Source organism: Duganella zoogloeoides (assembly GCF_034479515.1).
Lineage (GTDB): Bacteria > Pseudomonadota > Gammaproteobacteria > Burkholderiales > Burkholderiaceae_D > Rugamonas > Rugamonas zoogloeoides.
The window spans coordinates 3,989,733-4,007,761 of record NZ_CP140152.1 but is presented as its reverse complement, the minus strand read 5'-3'; the positions used below and the strand labels follow the sequence as shown (position 1 = coordinate 4,007,761).

Genomic DNA, 18,029 nt, shown 5'->3' with positions numbered 1-18,029 from the left:
GCTTGAGTTTTTTACTGGTCGGTTCATAATGAATCCACTGCTGCTTGCTGTCAACGAATTTTTAACCGAATGGTATGAAAGAATCCGCATCCACCACCCGCAAGACCGGACGCCCGCGAACCTTCGACGCCGATACGGCGCTCGATAAGGCAATGAAGGTATTCTGGGAAAAAGGCTACGAAGGCAGCTCCTTGCCCGAGCTGACCGAAGCGATGGGTATGAACCGGCCGAGCCTGTATGCCGTGTTCGGCAACAAGGAAAACCTGTTTCGCCTGGCGCTGGAGCGTTACGGCGCCACCCACGATCCGCTGTTCAACGCCGCCTTGCAGCTGCCGACCGCGCGCGCCGTGGTCGAGCATTTTTTACGCGGCAATGCCGATGCCCAGACCGAAGCCGACAACCCGCAAGGCTGCCTGGTGATCAACGGCGCGCTGGCGTGCAGTGACGACGCGCTACCGATCCGCGCCTCGTTGATCGAGCGCCGGGCCCTGAGCGAAGCGCGGTTGAAGCAGCGCCTGGAGCAGGCGCGGGACGAGGGCGACTTGCCGGCCGACTGCTGCCCGGGCCAGATGGCGCGCTACGTGATGACGGTATCGAACGGCATGGCCGTGCAATCTGCCGCCGGCGCCTCGCGCCAGCAGTTGCAGGAAGTGGTGGATCATGTGTTGCGGGGTTGGCCGGCTGGTAATGGGATTCCATATCTGCGCCAAAACAGGTAAAAAACCACGCCGCAGGAAAAACCGTGAATGCCGAAGTTCAGCGCGGACTCGGCATAGTTCAACCAGGCCATGACCATCGGTTCGCCATTCGCAAGAAGTTTCGCCGTGTCCCCATGCCATGTTCTATTTGCCGTGTAGCCGTCGATCGATCGGGGGAAGCCAAGCACAAGGTAGGGTAGTGCGCCAATCAAGGCGCCGGAACCGCTCAGGCTCAGAAACCCGAGCTTTTCGGTTCTGTACAACATGCCGAAGCAGGGCACGCCAAACAGCATGACCGCCAGGCCCGCTACCAGCAGAACCGCCATCAAGTAAGAAAGGAAAACCTCAAGCGGCGGCAGCCCGAGTCTCCAGAAGGGGAACAGCGTAAACAGGCCGATCAATGGTTGCAGAAGAATGGCGATGAGCGCGGCGAGGTAGAGATGAACGGGCTTCATGCAATCGCTGGGGAGGCGCTACCCTGATTTGCGGGCGCCGCTGCCTCGAAGTCGTCGATCAGGTCTTGAAGCTCGGACCAGGCTTCGTCCCGGTAAAAATTGATCGCGATCGGATAGCGCGGATGTCCCGCAACGCAGCGATTGAATTCGTGCATGAACTGGTCACGATCATGGATATAAAGCACGAACTCCCTGAGACCGGCGCCGATCCGGCGATAGACTTCCATGCAAAATCCGCCAAGCTCGACGTTCGCAAGCGCCGCCTCGAGCTTTAATATATGCTGGTTTTCTTGCGAGCCGGGCATGCCTTGTCCGGCCGCGCCGTCGTATTTCCATCCAACCACTGTCAGCCAGGGCATGGCGGTCCGGGTATCGACATCCGGCATCTCCGGAACATACGTCCAGAGAATCGGCAGGCCGTCCTTTAAGGTGCGAACAATATGTCCAGGCGTCTCAATTTTGCTGTTCATCATTCAGGCGTCATCACATCAAGGTGGGCTTGGTCAAATAATAAGCGATTTCGGTGTCGCTAACAGGGCTGCGCTCCCACCCCTGAGCCGCGTAAAATCGGTCTGCCCTGGTGTTGGCGCCAGTGCTCAGATGAACGCGCTCGTGGCCGCTGTCGAATAGCCAGTTGACGGCTAGGCCGAGCAAGGATTTGGCCAGACCTTGCCCCTCGTGGCCTGGCCGCACGAACAATGCCCAGATGGATCCATCCGCCTTGGCAGCGTAGCAGAATGCGATAATTTTTCCGTCGCTCTCGGCAACCCAGCCGCGCCCGGCCGCTTCCAGGAAGTCCTCGTACATCGCGCTTGTAATACGCTTCGGGTCGGACAGGACATTTTCCGTAACGGACAGGCGGATCTGCGACATTGCGCCAATATCGTTGATGTTGGCTTGCCGGAACATGGTGCGATAAGCCGTAGCCAACGGTGTTGAATGCACTGGGCTGTCGCTAGTAATGTCCACATCGCCCCCACGAATTTTTAATTGAAGCCATAAGAATACTGGCTAACCCCACCACGGCGCTCTAATTATTTCCAAACACCAATGAAACATCTACCGTGTTAATGTCAACGTTACAATGAGCATCCGCACCAGACCGGTGATGCATGATCAACCTGACCCACGCCATGACAGCTACCGCTGCCCCGCCCGACGCCACTTTTTTCATCGCCCTCAATGCCGGTTCCGGCCATTCGGAGACCGACGAACGCCGCTCCACCATCGAGACCGTTCTGCGTCAGGCCGGCCGCAAATTCGAACTGACCATGATCGACGAGCCCGGCACCATTGACGACATCGCCGCCCGGCTGGCGCAGCAGGCGGCCGACAGCGGCGGCGTGCTGGTGGCTGCCGGCGGCGACGGCACGATCAACGCGGTGGCGCGGCAGGCGGTGGCGCATGGTTGCCAGTTCGGCGTGCTGCCGCAGGGAACCTTCAATTATTTTGGCCGCACCCACGGCATCCCCGAAGACTTGAGCGAGGCGGTGCACGCGCTGCTGGCCGCGCGCGTGCATCCGGTGCAGGTGGGGGTGATCAACGACCGCGTATTCCTGGTCAACGCCAGCATCGGCCTGTATCCGAAAATGCTGGAAGAGCGCGAGGCGGACAAGAAGCAGTTCGGCCGCAGCCGGCTGGTAGCGGCGCTCTCGGCCCTGAAGACGCTGCTCAGTCCTCATCAACGATTGCGGCTGGTGCTACAGATCGACGGCAAGCCGCAACGCCTGCGTACCGCCACTTTTTTCGTCGGTAACAACCGCCTGCAAATGGAGCAGATCGGTATTCCCCCGCTGAGCGACGCGCTCGAAGACGGCCGCCTGGCGGCTGTGGCGCCGCGTACCAAGGGCAAGCTGGGCATGTTATGGCTGATGCTGCACGGCGCGCTGGGCCGGATGGGGCGGCTGAACCAGGCGGACGAGCTGACCACCTTCAGCTTCAAGCAGATGGAAGTGCAAGTGCGCAGCCTGTCGCGGCGGCGCCAGGTCAAGGTCGCCACCGACGGCGAGATCACCATGATGGACAACCCGCTGGAAATCCACGTGATGGATGAACAGTTGCTGTTGTTAAAGCCAGAACCCAAGCCGGCCGCCGCCCAGTAACAGTCTCAGGCGATTCCGGCCAGGTCCTTGCCTGCCTTCGAACGGTCATTGTGATGCAGTCCAGGGATTAAAAACGTTCACCCCTGTGGGTTTGAAATCGCTGGCGTTTCGGGTAACAACTGTCATGCCATGAACAAGGGCGGTTGCGGCGATGAGCGCGTCGCGTTCGCTTCGCTTGTCGGGAACGTGCAGTCGAGCGCAGCGTAGTGCCACGGCGGTGTCGACCGGCAGTGTACGTCGAGAGAACTCGGGCAGTACATACTCCTCCAGCCAGCGGCGCAACAGTGCTCCTTGAATGGCATCCTTACGTTCTATCGACTATACGCCAAATTCCAGTTCCAAGATGGTGATGGCCGACACGAAAAGGTCGGCCGCATCAACGCTTTCTATCCAAGCCGTCACATTGGTATCGGCTTTGCCATGACTTACCTTACGCAATTCGGATACCACATTGGTGTCGAGAATAAACATCATGAGAAATCAGCCGGCCGCGTATCGATGGTTGCGGGCGGCGGATCAAATTCAATGTCGGCGATACCGGGCATCGCCAACGCATCGGCAATGTTGCGTCGCTGCTTCGTGAGTCTTTGGTAATCTTCAAAACTCAGCAGCACGTGGGCCGGCCGGCCACGATCAGTAATGAATACCGGCCCGTCATTCGCGGCACGTTTTGCTGCGCTCACTCCTTGGTTGAAGTCGCGACTGGATATGGTGGTGATATTCATGGCGATACCTCAGACCGTGCTAATGTAGCCATGTTACTACATGGGCGGCAGATTTCCAGCGTAGATTACGATGAAATTGCCATGTGCTTCCGGAATGACAATGCATCGCAGCGAACCGGCAGGCTCCAGCGCCCGCCGCCGCGATTATTCCTTGTTGGAACTCGTCGCCAGCGCCACGATCGCAATCCCGGCCGCGACGATCAGCGCATCTTCGATCAGGCCGCTGCGGGTCTGGCCGATGCGGGCCATGCCTTGCTTGCGGCCGGCAAGTGTGAGGTAGGCCATCGGCACGGCGGTGGCGACGGCCACGGCGGCGCCCGCACCTTCGCGGCCCTTGGGGGCGAGGGCGGCGCCGGCGATGCCGGCACTGGCCACGCGGGCGATCAGGCCCAGGGCGACTGTGCGGTCGGGCGCGGTTTTCATTTTGTCGCCGTACAGTTCGCCGGCGCCCATGGCCAGCGCGCCGAATTTGAAGATCGGGCGGTCAAGCAGGAACAGCTCGCCCGGGGTGCGGCGGCCAGCCAGGCGGGCGGCGGCGATGGTGGCCATCGGGGTCATCGAACGGGCGCTGGCGACAGCGCCGATCAGGACGGAGGAGAGCAGGCTGCGGATAGTCATGTGGTTTCCCGGTGAGTTGAATGATGGTCGAATCGACATCAATATAGCCCACCGCTGGCACAAGCGCCGTCTCCTTGCCTTGCCGACACTGATTAGTCGGTCACCTCGCCATCGCTGTCATCATCGCCGTCGCCAAAACCGTCCCTGACCGAACGCGCCCGTGCTGCATCGGCGCCTTCCTTGAGCTTGGCAGCATTGGTGAGGAATTGCTCGAGGTTGCGGTCGGGGCTTTGCCGTACTTCGGGCGGCAGCAGCACCGACATATACAGCTCGTCGGACGTGCGGCCCGTCGATTGCGCATTGTTGAGCAACGACAGCGCCGAACCGACCACCAGCATCACCCACGCGGTGATGGCGAAGCGGCGCGGGTGGTGCGGCTTGATGGTGATCAGGTGGAAGAACAGCATCGCGCACACGATGGCCAGCGTGATCAGGCTGCCGTAACGGGTGAACACTTCGGCCGACCAGGCGTAGGCGATGACGTTGCTGAGCGCGCGCCAGATGAACACCGCAGCCATGCCGCTGCCGAGGATGAACAGGTGGCGGCCCATGCGCGCATGGCTGCCGAACAGGCGGTTGGCCAGGCCCCAGGCGCCGGCCCACAGCAAGCCCAGGCCCAGGCTCGACGCCAGCACCAGCAGGTAGCGGATCAGGGCGAACGGTTCGATGTCGGAAATCCACGTACCGAGGCAGCTGAACACGGCGATCAGCGCCAGGCCGATGGACGCCGGCACCGTGCCTTCCCAGCCGTGCATGGTGGTGTCGGCCACTTCGGCCGGCACCGGGAAGTCGGCTGACCGGATGCGCAGGCGCGTATGACCCAGGCGCACCACGGTGTTGCCCTCGACGGCGACGCCAGCACCATCGGCGCGCTTGCCGTGGGCGAACGTGCCGTTCTTGCTGCCCAGGTCGCGCAGCAGCAGCTTGCCGTTCTCGTCCAGGTCCACGATCGCGTGCGACGCGGCGCTGTGGGCATCGTCGAGGATGACGTCGTTGTCGTAGCCGCGGCCGATGCGGATCGGCAGCGATGCCACCTTGTGCCGGTGCAGCACGTCGCCGTTGCGGGCCAGGATTTCGATGAAGTACGGGGAGGTCATCGTGCACCTCCGGCTGCCGGTTTGGCCGGCACGGCTTTCCTGGGCGCCGCAGGTGGGGACACCGAGAAGGAATTGAGGAATACTTGCGTGAGGCGCATGCCGTTGTCGTAGGAGACGCCGCGCGCATCGAGCCGGCTTTGCAGACTCATCGCGCCCTGGTCGGTGGCGGCGGTGAGCAGGGCGAAGTCGTACAGGCCGGCAAACTTGCGGTAGGCGCGCACGCACAGCACCGCGCGCAGCGGCACATCCTTGCTCTTGACGAAGTCTTCCGTGCAGTTGGGGCCGGTCAGGCGGCTGTCCTTGAAGCTGCCGAAGTGCTCGTTCTTGAACGACGCGGAAGCGAGCTGCGAAAAGCGCAACTGGTCGAGACCGTTACTGCGCATGAACTGGTGACGGATGTTGATCTGGCCGGTCTGCAAGGAGCCGCTGATGAAAATCGCCGACTCCATCGCGCAACTGGCATCATCCACCGTGAACGGCTTGTCGGCCTTCACGCTCGAACGGCCCCAGCAACGCATCTGCTCGGACTCGCGCACCGGCACCATGTACGGCCCCATCGGTTTCAGGCTCAGTGGAGTGGCCAGCAACTGATCGACCATGGCGCGCTGGTGGCTGAGCAACTGGCTTGCCACCACGGCGTTGAAGTCGGCCGGCGGTTTCGGTTGCTGCTCGACTTTCCGCAGCAAGTCCTGGGCAAAGCGGGCCGGCACCAGGAAGCTGACCAGTTCGCCGTCGAGGCGCTTGGACACGTTGATGCCTGCCACCGAGCCATCGACCGTCACGCTCGGGCCGCCGCTCATGCCGGAGTTGATCGGGCCGGTAAACATCAGCTGGTCGTAAAAGCTGCGCGCGATCACGCCGTTATAGGCGCCTTCCGAAATGGCAAAGCCGAGGTCGAGCGGATTGCCCATCGAATACAGGTACTGGCCCTGGGTCAGGCCGGCCAGTTTTTCGGGCATCTTGAAGAAGCCGGTGCCGTTGCGGCTCACGCGCAGCACGGCCAGGTCGTGCAGCACATCGACCGCCAGCAGTTCCACGTTGCCGCGCTTGCCGCTGGTATCGACCCATTCGCCGACATAGGTGTCCGGGTCGAGCGCGAATTGCGAGACCACGTGGTAGTTGGTCACCACCAGGTTGCTGGTGCCGATCAGGAATCCCGAGCCTACCGACGACTGCGTGCGGCCGCTTTTGAGCAGCGAGCGCACTTGCAGGATGTCGTTCTTGGCGGAGCCGTACAGGTGCTGGGCGGCGGACGAGGGCGGCGGCAGTGGCGCGGAGTCGGCAGTGGCGGCCACCTCGCCCGGAGCACCCGGTGCGGCGGCCGGCTTGCCAGCAGCACCCGGCGCGAGCGGCGCCGCCGGGGCGGCTTTCGCAGCAGGGGCAGCCGGCACAGCGGCGGGCGCATTCGCCGGCGCAGCCGCTGGCGTGTTGGCTGGCGCTGCCAGCGCGACGGCGCTGGCCCAGGTCATGGCAAGTGAAGCAACAATTACGGTGAATTTCATGCAGTTCCTGGACGGTTGATACTTGATGCTACAGCGCGCCGTCTTCCACCGGCGCCGGTGTGAGCGGCTTCATCATGTGTCCGAGCTTGGCCGCCTTGGTGTCCAGGTAATGCTGGTTGAAGGCATTGCGATTCACCAGCAGCGGCACGCGTTCGGCCACTTCGATGCCGAGCTTGGTCATGGCGTCGATCTTACGCGGATTATTGGTCATCAGGCGCAGGCTTGTCACGTCGAACTGGTCGAGCATCGGCTTGACCAGCCCATAGGTGCGCTGGTCGGGCTTGAAGCCCAGCTGTTCGTTTGCCTGCACCGTGTCGGCGCCGGCTTCCTGCAGGCGGTAGGCGCGGATCTTGTTGACCAGGCCGATGCCACGGCCTTCCTGGCGCAGGTACAGCAACACGCCACGCCCTTCGTCGGCGATGCGCTTGAGGGCGCCTTCGAGCTGGGCGCCGCAATCGCAGCGCTGCGAATACAGCACGTCGCCGGTCAGGCATTCGGAATGCACACGCGCCAGCACGGGCGCGCCGTCGCTGATGTCGCCCAGTACCATGGCCAGGTGTTCCTTGCCCGTTGCCTTCTCCACAAAAGCGTGCAAGGTGAACTGCGCCCACGGGGTAGGGAGCGCGCACGAGGTCATGTAGTCCAGTTCATCCTGGACCGGGATTTCTGCGCTCTGCGACATAGCTATGCTCAATTCTTATTCAAATAACGTAAAAAAGGCGCGCCGGGCTGTTCTGACAGACCCGGCGCGCCCTTCATCATACCAAAACTGGCGGAAAAATATTTCCGGCCAGCCCAGCCCTTTAATTAGGGAGGTCGAATACCAGTACTTCGGCATCGGTGGCGTTACCGAGCGTGACCAGTGCCTCTGCCGTCAGCTTGAGCGCATCGCCGCCTTTGAGCGCGGTGCCGTTCACCGTCACGTCGCCCCGGATCACGTGGACATACGCAATGCGGCCGGCTGCCAGCTTGTGCTCCACGGCGTCGCCGCTGCGCAGGATGGTGGCGAAGATCGAGGCATCCTGGTGGATCAGCACCGAGCCTTCGCGGCCATCGTTGGAAGCGATCAGGCGCAGGTTGCCCAGTTTGCTTTCGACGGTGAAGTTCTTTTCCTCGTAGCTCGGTGGAATACCGATCTGGTTGGGCTGGATCCAGATTTGCAGGAAATGCACTTTCTCGTCGGCGTTGTGGTTGAACTCGCTGTGGCGCACACCGGTGCCGGCGCTCATGCGCTGAACGTCGCCGTAGTGCAGGACCGAACCGGTGCCCATGCTGTCCTTATGCTCGAGCGCGCCGCTCAATACGTACGAGATGATTTCCATGTCGCGGTGACCATGGGTACCGAAGCCCTGGCTGCCTTGCACACGGTCTTCGTTGATCACCAGCAGGGGACCGAAGCCGACGTGGTCGGGATCATGGTAGCTGCCGAACGAAAAGCTGTGTTTGGAATCGAGCCAACCATGGTTGGCGGCACCGCGGGCTTCACTTTTACGAATTTGCAACATGATAGGGCTCCATTTCTTGTGTAGTTACTCATTTAATTGAGTGATGTGCGATAATTTTGAACGCTGTTTTGCTGGTTCGTTTCGTTATCGCCGCATCCATGAATCAAAGTATAGACCTCGGAAGCCGATTTAAAAAACGGAAAAATTACCCCTCTATTATCGAAAAAATCGAATGCTCAGATTAAGCCTGGAAGCCCTGCAAATCGTCGATGCCATCGACCGTCGTGGCTCGTTTTCCGCCGCCGGCAAGGAACTGCACCGCGTACCATCGACCATCTCGTACACGGTCGGCAAGCTCGAAGATGATCTGGGCGTGCAGGTGTTCGAACGCAACGGCCCGCGCGTGGTGCTTACCGCGGCCGGCGCCGAGCTGCTCAAGGAAGGGCGCTACCTGCTCAAGGCTGCGCAAGACCTCGAACACCGGGTGCGGCGGGTGGCGTCGGGCTGGGAAACCGAGCTGGCCATCGGCAGCGATTCGATGTTCTCGGCCTGCATGTTCTTCGAGGATGTGACAGCGTTTTACCAGGTGGCTCAGCAGACCCGGCTGCGCGTGGTGCAGGAAGCGTTATCGGGTACCTGGGAAGCGCTGCTCGACCGCCGTGCCGACTTGCTGGTCGGCGTGGCCGGCGACGGGCCGGCCGGTGGCGGGTATGTGTCCGAGCCGATCTGCAAGATCGGTTTCGTGTTTGCGGTGGCGCCTTCGCACCCGCTGGCCGCCATCGACGAAAAGCTCGACCGCTCGCACCTGCAGCAGTACCGCGCCGTGAGCGTGGCCGATTCGGCCCGGCGCATGGCGGCGCGCACCGTCGGCCTGCTGCTGGGGCAGGACACCCTGAGCGTGCCGGACATGAGAACCAAGCTGCAATACCAGTTGTCGGGCGTGGGATTCGGCTTCCTGCCCGAGCCGTGCGCGCGCGCGGCAATTGCGGCCGGTTTGCTGGTGGAAAAGCAGGTGGCCGAACCGAAGCCGGACGAAACGTTCTACCTGGCCTGGCGCACCGGTGAGAATGGCGCCGCTCTCAACTGGTGGATCGCACGCATGCGCGCCGCCAGGCTGGCCGAGCGCCTGGTGCAACATCTGCCCCACCACGCCTTGTCGGTCTGACAGGGCATGGCCCGCAAGCCGTCGCGTCATTGGTACGCACCGCTGCGGCACAGTTTGTGTGCTTCTGGCGTGGGCGCCGCAAAGGTGACAGAATCGGCAGGCACTGTTGCAGTATTGCCTACCAGAGGAGACTACCATGCAAAAATCGAGCTTTCTAAGGCGCGCGACCGCTACCGCCACGCTGGCGCTGGTCGGCCTGGCGCTGAGCGGTTGCACCACCACCACGCAAACGGGCGGCGCCGTCCGCACCGAGCCGGCGGCCGTCAAGACCGATATCGAACGCGGCGCCTACGACACGCTCGAGCGCCTGTACAAGGAGGTCAAGGGCTCGCGCGAGCTGGTGCGCAAGGCCAACGGCGTGCTGGTCTTCCCCAACGTGCTGGCGGCCGGGCTGGTGGTGGGCGGCGAATATGGGCGCGGCGTGCTGCGCACGGGCGGCCAGACCGTCAACTACTACAGTCTGACGACCCTGTCGGTCGGCTTCCAGGCCGGGGCCCAGTCGAAGGCGGTGGTGATCCTGTTCATGAGCCGCGATGCGCTCGACAAGTTCCGCAACAGCCGCGGCTGGACCGCCGGTGTCGATGGCTCGGTGGCGGTGATCAACGTGGGCGCCAATGGCGAGGTGGCTACCAATGCCATCAACAGCGCGGTGCAGGCGCTGGTGCTGACCAACGCGGGGTTGATGGCCAATTTGAGCCTGGAAGGCACCAAGATCAGCAAGCTCGATCTATAACACTTGGCGAGACGGCGTGTTGCGGCTACCCTGTGGTCCCGAACCACTACCGAGGTAGCTGCAATGAGCCGTCACATCCTGGACCAAGCCCGCATCCATCCCGCCATCCGTGGCACGGTGGACAATTACCACCGCGAACTGGTCGCCGAAGTGGAGGCTGCCGTGGCCGCCCACAAGATCGTGGTGGTCGGCATGGGCTTCAATCCGTTTCCGCGCAAGGCGCGCAAGATCCTCGATGGCCTCGGTGTGCCCTACCAGTATCTGAGCTACGGCAATTATTTTTCGCAGTGGCGGCCGCGCCTGGCGCTCAAGCTGTGGAGCGGCTGGACCACGTTTCCGCTGGTGTTCATCAACGGCGTGCTGATCGGCGGGGCCAGCGAGCTGCAAGCGCTGGTGCCCAGCGGCGAGTTCGCCCGGCTGACTGCCTGATCAGCTAGCGCGGGCGCAGCGGATCGAGCAGGCTGCGCAAGTCGTTGTGATCAAGCTCGTACATCAAGGCAAGCAACGCTCCCAATTCCCCCGCAGGAAATCCCTCGCGCGCAAACCAGCCCAGATAATGCCCAGGCAAATCCGCCAGCTTGCGCCCCTTGTATTTCCCATACGGCATTTCACGCGTGACCAGCAAAGCAAGTTTTTCAGAGTTCATGCCGCATGATACAGGGGTAACAGCCGGGGTCAGAAGTTGGTGACGACGCGCAGCATCACGGTGCGGGGATCGCCCAGCGGCAGCACGTTGTTGCTCAGTACGCCCGCGTAGTAGTCGCGGTCGAACAGGTTCTTGATGCTGACGCTCACCCGGTAGGCCTTGGCTTCATAGCTGAGGTTGGCGTCCACGGCGGTGTAGCCGGGGACCGTGTACGACACGGCCGGTCCCGTCTTCTGCGCTTCGTAGCGCACACCGAGGCCGCCGCCCAGGCCGGCCAGGGCGCCGTCGCGCACGCGGTAGTTGGCCAGCACGCTGGCGCTCTGGCGCGGCACGTTGAGCAGGCGCTTGCCGACGTTGCCGCCGTTATCTTGCGTGATCACGCCGTTGATCAGCGACAGCGCCGTTTGCACGTTCCAGCCGTTGCGCAGGTCGGCGTTCAGTTCGGCTTCGAAACCCTTGGTGCGTTCCTCGCCGGTCTGCACCTGTGCGCCGGGCAGAATGGCGATGTGGTCCGGGTCCGGATCGGCCGTGGTGACGTTGCGGCGTTTCAGGTCGTACAGCGCCAATGCGCCGGTGATGCGGCCGTTCAGGTATTCGAACTTGGCGCCCACCTCCGCCTGCTTGCCTTCTTCCGGCTTGAACTGCACGCCGAAGAAATCGGTGCCGCTCACCGGCAGGAACGACGTCGCGTAGCTGACGTACGGCGAGATGTTGGGCGTGGCGCGGTAGAGCAGGGCGGCGCTGCCGGTGGTCTTGTTGTTCTTCAGTTTGGTGGTGGTGTCGCGCAATTCGTTGTACGACTTGTTGCTGCTGCGGTCGTGGCGGGCTGCCAGGCTCAGGTTCAACTGGTCGGTCAGCGCGACCTGGTCGCGCAGGTACAGCGCGGCGTATTCGACGGTGGCGGTGGTCAGGCTGCCCGGCGTGGCGTTACAGCTGTAGGGCTGGTGGTACACGGGATTGAAGATGTCGAGCGAGGCGATGCGGCAGGCGGTGGAGCCGTTGCGGATCTTGTCGCTGTTGAGGTCGATACCGGCCATGATGGTGTGGCGCTGGCCGCCCAGGTCGAACGCGCGTTCGGCATAGGTGTCGAGCGCGCGGTTGTTGCCTTGCACGTCCTGGATCGAACCGCTGCGCGCCTGCAGGCGTTCATTGGCCAGCGCGCCCAGCGAAACGAAACGCCCGTCCATGTCCAGCTTCTGGTAGCGGAAATTCTGCGCCAGCTTCCAGCCGTTGTCGAAGCGGTGCGTGAGGCTGTAGCCCACCGCCGCCTGGCGCGAGTGGTACGGGCCGAAGCCGGGCTCGCCGGTGAATTCGTCGCGGTTGAAGGTTCCGTTGCGGTTGGGCAGGATGGTGCCCCGCGTGGGCGCGCCCTGGCTGCGCAGGTATTCGCGCTCCATGTACGACGACAGGATGGTGAAGTCGGTGCGCGGGCCGAAGTCCAGCGTGACCGACGGCGCGATATAGCGCTTCTTGAAATACACGAAGTCGATCGGATCGTCCTGGTCCGACCACATGCCGTTGACGCGTAACGCGGCTTTGCCATTGTCCGAGATCGGCCGTCCCAGGTCGAAGTCCAGCTGCTTGAAATCGTTGCTGCCATAGGTGGCGCCGATGGTGTTGAAGGCCTGCGCGCGCGGACGCTTGGAGACCATGTTGACCAGCCCGCCCGGCTGCACCATGCCGAAGTTGATCGATGCCGGCCCTTTCAATACCTCGATGCGTTCCACGCCGGAGACGTCCTGGCTGACGTACTGGTTCTGGCCGCGTTTCAGACCGTCGATGTACAGCGACTCGGACGCGCGCTGGCCGCGAATGATGAAGTCGTCCCAGCCGCGCCGGCCCCAGCTGCCCGAGGCGACCCCGGCGGTGGTCTGCAGCGCTTCGTTGAGATTGGTGACGGCGCGCGCATCGAGCAGGTCGCGGGTCAGCACGGTGACCGATTGCGGCGTTTCCAGCAGCGACAGGTCCGACTTGGTGCTGCTGCCGGCGTGACGCGCGGCAAAGCCCGCATCGTCGCTGCGGGCGCCGGTGATTTCCACCACCTGCGGCGCAGCCTCTGCAGCTGCTGCCTCGGCAGCGGCGGGCGTGTCGGCATGCGCGGCCGGCAGCAGGGCGCCGGAACAGACGATGAGCGAGCACAGGCGGGCAATCAGCGTGCGGCGGGGAAGGGCAAAGGCGGACTGGATCATTGATCAATCTTTTGATTGTTGATAATGATTCTCATTATACTTGTCAGACAACTGACCTGCCCACCCTAAAAGTCCAGCATCTACTGCGTAAAAATACGTAAATTTTGCTGATATTTGCTCTTGAGGCAAATATGTTGTGCGGATTCGTGTCTTTTTCTCAGCAAGCGCAGCCGCGATACTGCATGCCATCAACCTTCATGGAGTCATGTCATGCCTATTGCCCTGCTTGCGCTGACCATCAGCGCGTTTGCCATCGGTACTACCGAATTTGTCATCGTCGGGCTGCTGCCCACCATTGCCGCCGACCTCGGCGTGAACCTGCCTTCGGCCGGGCTGCTGGTGAGCCTGTACGCGCTGGGCGTGGCGATCGGCGCGCCGGTCTTGACCGCCTTGACCGGCAAGCTGCCGCGCAAGGCGCTGCTGCTGGCGCTGATGGTGTTGTTCACGCTCGGTAACCTGCTGGCCTGGCAGGCGCCCGGCTACACGTCGCTGGTGGTGGCGCGCATTCTGACCGGTCTGGCGCACGGCGTGTTCTTCTCGATCGGTTCCACCATCGCCACCTCGCTGGTGCCGCGCGAAAAAGCGGCCAGCGCGATCGCCATCATGTTCACCGGCCTGACCGTGGCGCTGGTGACCGGTGTGCCGCTAGGAACGTTCATCGGACAGCACTTTGGCTGGCGCGAGACCTTCCTGGCCGTCTCCGCGCTGGGCCTGGTGGCCTTCATCGGCAGCCTGCTGTATGTGCCGAAAAATATCGCCCACAGCGCGCCGGCCTCGCTGCTGCAACAGGTCAAGGTGCTGGGCGAGCCGCGCCTGCTGCTGGTCTATGCGATGACAGCGGTCGGCTACGGCGGCAGCTTTATCGCCTTTACGTTCCTGGCGCCGCTGCTGCAACAGGTGTCGGGCTTTACGGCCGGCGCGGTGGGGCTGGTGATGCTGGTGTATGGCGTGTCGGTCGCGGTGGGCAATATCTGGGGCGGCAAGCTGGCCGACCGTCGCGGCCCGGTCGGCGCGCTCAAGATCATTTTTATGGGGCTGGCCGTGGTGCTGCTGGCGGTGACGTTCGCGGCGCCGTTCAAGTGGCTGATGCTGGCGGTGGTGCTGGCGTGGGGCGCGTTTGCCTTCGGTAACGTGGCCGGCTTGCAGGTGTACGTCGTGCAGCAGGCCGAGCACTACACGCCGCGCGCGGTCGATGTGGCCTCGGGCCTGAACATTGCCGCCTTCAACCTCGGCATTGCCGGTGGCGCGTGGGGCGGCGGCTTGATCGTCGAACACCTGGGCCTGGTGCACACGGGGTGGATCGGTGCGCTGGTGGTGCTCGGTGCGTTCGGCCTGACCGTGCTCAGCGGCCGGCTCGATGCCCGCAACCCGCGCCCGGCGGTAGCGGGCGCCGAGAAGCGGGCGCGTGTGGCAGCGCACTGATAGCGCGGATTTTTTGCGGGGGAGCGGGCCGTTGCCAGTCGTGCGCTGGCATACAATGAGTTTTTCCCTACACCGCTCCCACCATGGCCCACATCCACCCGACCGGCTGGCAGGAAATGTCCGTCACCGGCACCGCCGCGCGCGAAATCGAAACCCTCACCTATCTCGAAGCCACGCTGGCCGACCTGCCGTACCGCGTGTATCACGGCGTGCACTGGACCAACGTGGAGCAGGGCTTTTCGGTGTACGGCGAAATCGACTTCATCCTGGTGGCGCCCAATGGCCGGCTGCTGCTGATCGAACAGAAGTCGGGCTTCCTCAGCGAAACGCCGGACGGCCTGATCCGCAATTACGAAGGCAAGCCGCGCAAGGTGGCCAACCACATCATGCGTTCGATCAAGGGCCTGTCCGAGCGCTTCGGCAGCGAGATGGCTATCGATTACCTGCTGTACTGCCCCGACTACACGGTACGCAACCCTAACCAGGCCGGCATCGACCCGCGCCACATCATCGACGCCAGCAACAAGGGCAAGCTGGCGCAGGTGATCCGCGAAACCTTGCCGGTCGATGGCGCGCCGCCCGGCGACAAGTTCGACAAGGTCACACGCTTCCTCTCCAACATGCTCAGCCTGCGCCCCGACCCCAGCTCGATGATCGGCAACGCCGCCGGCCTGGTGGCGCGCTTGTCGGGCGGCCTGTCCACCTGGGCGCGGCGGCTGGACTTCTCGCCGTTCCGCCTGCATGTAAAGGGCACGGCCGGCAGCGGCAAAACCCAGCTGGCGCTGGCGGAATACAGCGACGCCATCGACGCCGGCTTGAAACCCCTGTACGTCTGCTATAACCGGCCGCTGTCGGACCACATCGAAAAACTGGTGCCGGCCGGCGGGCGGGTAACATCTTTCCACATGATGAGCGACGCGTTCGCGCGGGCGCAGGGCCAGATTCCCGACTACACCGCGCCCGACGTCTGGGACAAGATCGAAGCGCGCATGACCACGTCCGAGCTGCCGCCCGAATGGCAGTACGACGTGCTGATCGTGGACGAAGGCCAGGATTTTTCGCCGGCCTGGCGCGACATCCTGCTGCGCATGCTCAAACCCGAGGGCCGCGCCATCTGGCTGGAGGACCCCAACCAGAACCTGTACGGCCGCGAACCGGTGCCGCTGCCGGGCTGGGTAACGCTGCATTCGGACACCAACTACCGCAGCCCGCGCCAGATCATCGACATGCTGACGTCGATCGGCGCCGTGCGCGAGCCGGTGGAAGCGGGCAGCCCGTTCCGGGGCGCCGACATCGAGGAGCTGATCTACCCCGACGGCGACACCGACGCCATGCTGGCGCAAACCCGGCGCGCGGTGACCAGCTGCCTGGCCGCTGGCTTCGCCCGCCACGATATTGCGATTGCCTCGTTCCGGGGCCGCGACAACTCGGTGATCCTGCACCTGGACCAGTTGAGCGATGCGCATACCCTGAAGTCTTTCACCGGCGAATACGACCTGTTCGGCACACCCGAGTACCGGCCTGGCGGCCTGCTGGCCGAGACCGTGTACCGCTTCAAGGGGCAATCGGCGCCAGCCATCATTTTTACGGAAATCGATTTCGAACGCATCGACGAACGCGTGCTGCGCAAGCTGTTCGTCGGCATGACACGGGCGCGACTGAAGCTGGTGCTGGTGCTCAGTGAGCGGGCCGAGCAGCAGTTGCTGGACCGGATGTAGAGGCCGACTCGCTCAGCCCCGGCTGCGTGGGTCAGCGGATCGTGGTTTCCTGCTGCATCATCTGCCGCTCGCGGTCGCGGATCTGGCGGCCCACGGTGTCCAGGCGCGGGCTGTTCGGGTCCATGCGGCGGGCGCTGTCGAGGTAGGTGCGGGCAGCGTCGAAGCGGCTCTGCGACAGCGCCTTTTCAGCGTCCTGAATGAAGCTCACTGCCATTTCGGCCTTGGCGTTGTGGACTTCCTGGCGGACGGCTGGCGCTGGCTGCGACCGGGTTGCGGTGCCTGGCGCCGCAGTCGTTAGCTGTGGCGTGGCGTTGGCGATTTGCGGCGTGGCCGTGGACACCTGGGCTGCTGCCGTTGCTGCGCGGGTTAGCGCTGGAGTCGTTGTTCGCGTTATTGCCGGCGATTGCGATTGCGCGGAGACTTGCGCGGGTGCTGGCGCCTGTACCTGTGCTGATGTACGTGCGGGTGCAGCTGCCACCGCCGCCGCCATCTCGGCCTGCAGCGACGCCAGCATCGCGCGCAAGCCGGGCAGGTCGGCCGAATCGCGGTACAGGCCGTTCAGGCGATCGAGGGCCTTGGCAGCGGCGCCGGCATCGCGCTGGTTCAGCGCGCGCCGTACCGCGTCAGTGGTGCTGTTGGCGGCGCTTTGGGCGGTGGACAGGCGCTGGCGCAGTTTTTTGGCGCCGGCATCGGCGGCGCACTTCTTGTCGAGCTTGTCGAGGCGGTTGCGGGCGCTGTCGAGTTGATGGTTGTCGAGCAGGCCGTCGATGGTCTTGAGCGCGCGCGAGCAGGCCGTGCCCGAGTTTTCCGCCTTGGCCACCGCTGTTTGCAATTCGTCCGCCTTGGCCCGCGTGTCGCCACGGCAGTAGGCGTTGGCATTGGCGCTCTGGATGCCGGCGCCGGCCACGTCGCCTCTGGCCAGCAGCTTGTTGCCCTGGCCGAGCGCAGTCAGGCACGCCTTTTTATCCTCGGGCGAACCGCCGCCGCAGCGCGACAGGATGACCAGCAGCCCGATCAGGATCAGCAGCACCTTGAACCAGCCCAACTTGAATTTGGGCTTGCCCCGGCCTGGCGGCGTGCCCGCACCGGTCGGAGCGTTACTGGCTTTGCCGGTGCGCGCGTTGGTGCTGGCAGCAACCGGTTCCGGACGCGCAGCAGCTTTCGCCGCCGAAGCTTGAGCGGAAGAAGCGGCATTGCCGCTGCCAGCCGCAGCGCCAGCTGCATTGCCGCCAGCGCCGGAACCGAAGCCAGCAGCCGTCGCGCCGGCGCCAGCCGTGTTGCCGCCAGCGCCGGAACCGACACCAGCCGCCGCCGCGCCGATCCCGGCCGCGTTGCCGCGAGCGGCATTGCCACCAGCAGCGCTGCCACCGGCGCCGGACGATGCCGCAGTATCAGCGCGGTAAGCAGAAGCACCGGCCGCCGCCGGTGGCGGAATTGAATTTTTGCCCAACACTGGCCCGGCGCCCGGTGTCGCGATGGACGCGGCCATGACTGGCGGCGGCGCACCAGCACCA

At 63.6% G+C, this 18,029-nt stretch carries 20 protein-coding genes and 1 pseudogene; 7 read left to right on the top strand and 14 right to left on the bottom strand.

What is annotated here, in order from left to right:
* The first annotated feature begins 74 nt into the window (after positions 1-74).
* Positions 75-719: a TetR/AcrR family transcriptional regulator gene (locus SR858_RS17665; protein WP_019920312.1), complete on the top strand. Its 645-nt coding sequence runs from the start codon at positions 75-77 to the stop codon at positions 717-719.
* Here the strand turns inward: SR858_RS17665 and SR858_RS17660 are convergent.
* Genes SR858_RS17660 through SR858_RS17650 form a run of 3 tightly spaced genes read right to left on the bottom strand, consistent with a single transcriptional unit; the run spans position 659 to position 2,122 of the window.
* Positions 659-1,153, bottom strand: coding sequence for a hypothetical protein (locus SR858_RS17660; protein ID WP_026636998.1), 495 nt, complete (start codon positions 1,151-1,153; stop codon positions 659-661). The genes SR858_RS17665 and SR858_RS17660 overlap by 61 nt on opposite strands.
* The gene (locus SR858_RS17655) at positions 1,150-1,626 is read right to left on the bottom strand and encodes a DUF695 domain-containing protein (RefSeq protein WP_019920311.1); all 477 of its coding nucleotides are present in this window, start codon (positions 1,624-1,626) and stop codon (positions 1,150-1,152) included. The genes SR858_RS17660 and SR858_RS17655 overlap by 4 nt, the downstream gene beginning before the upstream one ends.
* 10 nt (positions 1,627-1,636) lie before the next feature.
* A complete protein-coding gene (locus SR858_RS17650) occupies positions 1,637-2,122 on the bottom strand; it encodes a GNAT family N-acetyltransferase (RefSeq protein WP_322533683.1) in 486 nt (161 codons plus the stop codon).
* A gap of 143 nt (positions 2,123-2,265) precedes the next feature.
* Between SR858_RS17650 and SR858_RS17645 the strand changes: the two genes are divergently transcribed.
* Positions 2,266-3,255 (top strand): diacylglycerol/lipid kinase family protein, encoded by a 990-nt coding sequence (locus tag SR858_RS17645; protein ID WP_019920309.1) that lies wholly within the window; start codon positions 2,266-2,268, stop codon positions 3,253-3,255.
* 45 nt (positions 3,256-3,300) lie between these two features.
* On the opposite strand, the pseudogene SR858_RS17640 reads toward SR858_RS17645, so the two are convergent.
* The 7 genes and pseudogenes from SR858_RS17640 to SR858_RS17610 form a co-directional block, all read right to left on the bottom strand.
* Positions 3,301-3,729: pseudogene (locus SR858_RS17640) on the bottom strand (PIN domain-containing protein).
* Entirely contained in the window at positions 3,726-3,980 is a 255-nt protein-coding gene (locus SR858_RS17635; protein WP_019920307.1) for a type II toxin-antitoxin system Phd/YefM family antitoxin, read from the bottom strand. Before SR858_RS17635 ends, SR858_RS17640 begins: the two are co-directional and overlap by 4 nt.
* Positions 3,981-4,124: 144 nt before the next feature.
* Positions 4,125-4,598 carry a hypothetical protein gene (locus SR858_RS17630; RefSeq protein WP_019920306.1) on the bottom strand — a complete coding sequence of 158 codons (474 nt, stop codon included), beginning with the start codon at positions 4,596-4,598 and terminating at the stop codon, positions 4,125-4,127.
* Between the two features lie 92 nt (positions 4,599-4,690).
* Positions 4,691-5,695 (bottom strand): FHA domain-containing protein, encoded by a 1,005-nt coding sequence (locus SR858_RS17625; protein ID WP_019920305.1) that lies wholly within the window; start codon positions 5,693-5,695, stop codon positions 4,691-4,693.
* Positions 5,692-7,197, bottom strand: coding sequence for a S1 family peptidase (locus SR858_RS17620; RefSeq protein ID WP_026636997.1), 1,506 nt, complete (start codon positions 7,195-7,197; stop codon positions 5,692-5,694). Before SR858_RS17620 ends, SR858_RS17625 begins: the two co-directional genes overlap by 4 nt.
* A 28-nt stretch (positions 7,198-7,225) precedes the next feature.
* Complete coding sequence (ribA, locus tag SR858_RS17615; protein WP_019920303.1) at positions 7,226-7,879, bottom strand: GTP cyclohydrolase II; 654 nt, start codon at positions 7,877-7,879, stop codon at positions 7,226-7,228.
* 121 nt (positions 7,880-8,000) lie between these two features.
* Complete coding sequence (locus tag SR858_RS17610) at positions 8,001-8,702, bottom strand: pirin family protein (protein WP_019920302.1); 702 nt, start codon at positions 8,700-8,702, stop codon at positions 8,001-8,003.
* Between the two features lie 172 nt (positions 8,703-8,874).
* Here SR858_RS17610 and SR858_RS17605 point away from each other — a divergent pair, with 172 nt between their 5' ends.
* The 3 genes from SR858_RS17605 to SR858_RS17595 all read left to right on the top strand — a co-directional run bounded on the left by SR858_RS17605 (position 8,875) and on the right by SR858_RS17595 (position 10,969).
* Entirely contained in the window at positions 8,875-9,807 is a 933-nt protein-coding gene (locus SR858_RS17605; protein WP_019920301.1) for a LysR family transcriptional regulator, read from the top strand.
* 136 nt (positions 9,808-9,943) lie between these two features.
* The gene (locus tag SR858_RS17600) at positions 9,944-10,540 is read left to right on the top strand and encodes a BPSL1445 family SYLF domain-containing lipoprotein (RefSeq protein WP_019920300.1); all 597 of its coding nucleotides are present in this window, start codon (positions 9,944-9,946) and stop codon (positions 10,538-10,540) included.
* Between the two features lie 63 nt (positions 10,541-10,603).
* Positions 10,604-10,969, top strand: coding sequence for a glutaredoxin (locus SR858_RS17595; RefSeq protein WP_019920299.1), 366 nt, complete (start codon positions 10,604-10,606; stop codon positions 10,967-10,969).
* 4 nt (positions 10,970-10,973) lie between these two features.
* Here the strand turns inward: SR858_RS17595 and SR858_RS17590 are convergent, their stop codons facing one another.
* The 3 genes from SR858_RS17590 to SR858_RS17580 are packed head-to-tail and all read right to left on the bottom strand — an operon-like array spanning position 10,974 to position 13,564.
* A complete protein-coding gene (locus SR858_RS17590) occupies positions 10,974-11,186 on the bottom strand; it encodes a DUF3820 family protein (protein WP_026636996.1) in 213 nt (70 codons plus the stop codon).
* Positions 11,187-11,215: 29 nt separating this feature from the next.
* Positions 11,216-13,375, bottom strand: coding sequence for a TonB-dependent siderophore receptor (locus SR858_RS17585; RefSeq protein ID WP_019920297.1), 2,160 nt, complete (start codon positions 13,373-13,375; stop codon positions 11,216-11,218).
* Positions 13,376-13,378: 3 nt separating this feature from the next.
* On the bottom strand, positions 13,379-13,564 hold the full coding sequence (locus SR858_RS17580) for a hypothetical protein (protein ID WP_154819726.1): 186 nt from the start codon (positions 13,562-13,564) through the stop codon (positions 13,379-13,381).
* A gap of 21 nt (positions 13,565-13,585) precedes the next feature.
* Between SR858_RS17580 and SR858_RS17575 the strand changes: the two genes are divergently transcribed.
* Positions 13,586-14,797 carry an MFS transporter gene (locus tag SR858_RS17575; protein ID WP_019920296.1) on the top strand — a complete coding sequence of 404 codons (1,212 nt, stop codon included), beginning with the start codon at positions 13,586-13,588 and terminating at the stop codon, positions 14,795-14,797.
* Positions 14,798-14,880: 83 nt separating this feature from the next.
* Positions 14,881-16,515, top strand: coding sequence for an ATP-binding domain-containing protein (locus SR858_RS17570; protein WP_019920295.1), 1,635 nt, complete (start codon positions 14,881-14,883; stop codon positions 16,513-16,515).
* A 31-nt stretch (positions 16,516-16,546) separates the two neighbouring features.
* On the opposite strand, the gene SR858_RS17565 is transcribed toward SR858_RS17570, so the two are convergent.
* Positions 16,547-18,004: a hypothetical protein gene (locus SR858_RS17565; RefSeq protein WP_019920294.1), complete on the bottom strand. Its 1,458-nt coding sequence runs from the start codon at positions 18,002-18,004 to the stop codon at positions 16,547-16,549.
* Between the last annotated feature and the right edge of the window lie 25 nt (positions 18,005-18,029).

Bases quoted from the DNA above. Each gene is read 5' to 3' on its own strand.
- SR858_RS17645 (WP_019920309.1), top strand. From the start codon at position 2,266: ATGATCAACCTGACCCACGCCATGACAGCTACCGCTGCCCCGCCCGAC.
- SR858_RS17575 (WP_019920296.1), top strand. From the start codon at position 13,586: ATGCCTATTGCCCTGCTTGCGCTGACCATCAGCGCGTTTGCCATCGGT.
- SR858_RS17620 (WP_026636997.1), bottom strand. From the start codon at position 7,197: ATGAAATTCACCGTAATTGTTGCTTCACTTGCCATGACCTGGGCCAGC.
- SR858_RS17570 (WP_019920295.1), top strand. From the start codon at position 14,881: ATGGCCCACATCCACCCGACCGGCTGGCAGGAAATGTCCGTCACCGGC.
- SR858_RS17630 (WP_019920306.1), bottom strand. From the start codon at position 4,598: ATGACTATCCGCAGCCTGCTCTCCTCCGTCCTGATCGGCGCTGTCGCC.
- SR858_RS17605 (WP_019920301.1), top strand. From the start codon at position 8,875: ATGCTCAGATTAAGCCTGGAAGCCCTGCAAATCGTCGATGCCATCGAC.
- SR858_RS17600 (WP_019920300.1), top strand. From the start codon at position 9,944: ATGCAAAAATCGAGCTTTCTAAGGCGCGCGACCGCTACCGCCACGCTG.
- SR858_RS17625 (WP_019920305.1), bottom strand. From the start codon at position 5,695: ATGACCTCCCCGTACTTCATCGAAATCCTGGCCCGCAACGGCGACGTG.
- ribA (WP_019920303.1), bottom strand. From the start codon at position 7,879: ATGTCGCAGAGCGCAGAAATCCCGGTCCAGGATGAACTGGACTACATG.
- SR858_RS17655 (WP_019920311.1), bottom strand. From the start codon at position 1,626: ATGATGAACAGCAAAATTGAGACGCCTGGACATATTGTTCGCACCTTA.
- SR858_RS17580 (WP_154819726.1), bottom strand. From the start codon at position 13,564: ATGGCATGCAGTATCGCGGCTGCGCTTGCTGAGAAAAAGACACGAATC.
- SR858_RS17565 (WP_019920294.1), bottom strand. From the start codon at position 18,004: ATGGCCGCGTCCATCGCGACACCGGGCGCCGGGCCAGTGTTGGGCAAA.
- SR858_RS17660 (WP_026636998.1), bottom strand. From the start codon at position 1,153: ATGAAGCCCGTTCATCTCTACCTCGCCGCGCTCATCGCCATTCTTCTG.
- SR858_RS17665 (WP_019920312.1), top strand. From the start codon at position 75: ATGAAAGAATCCGCATCCACCACCCGCAAGACCGGACGCCCGCGAACC.
- SR858_RS17590 (WP_026636996.1), bottom strand. From the start codon at position 11,186: ATGAACTCTGAAAAACTTGCTTTGCTGGTCACGCGTGAAATGCCGTAT.
- SR858_RS17610 (WP_019920302.1), bottom strand. From the start codon at position 8,702: ATGTTGCAAATTCGTAAAAGTGAAGCCCGCGGTGCCGCCAACCATGGT.
- SR858_RS17585 (WP_019920297.1), bottom strand. From the start codon at position 13,375: ATGATCCAGTCCGCCTTTGCCCTTCCCCGCCGCACGCTGATTGCCCGC.
- SR858_RS17635 (WP_019920307.1), bottom strand. From the start codon at position 3,980: ATGAATATCACCACCATATCCAGTCGCGACTTCAACCAAGGAGTGAGC.
- SR858_RS17595 (WP_019920299.1), top strand. From the start codon at position 10,604: ATGAGCCGTCACATCCTGGACCAAGCCCGCATCCATCCCGCCATCCGT.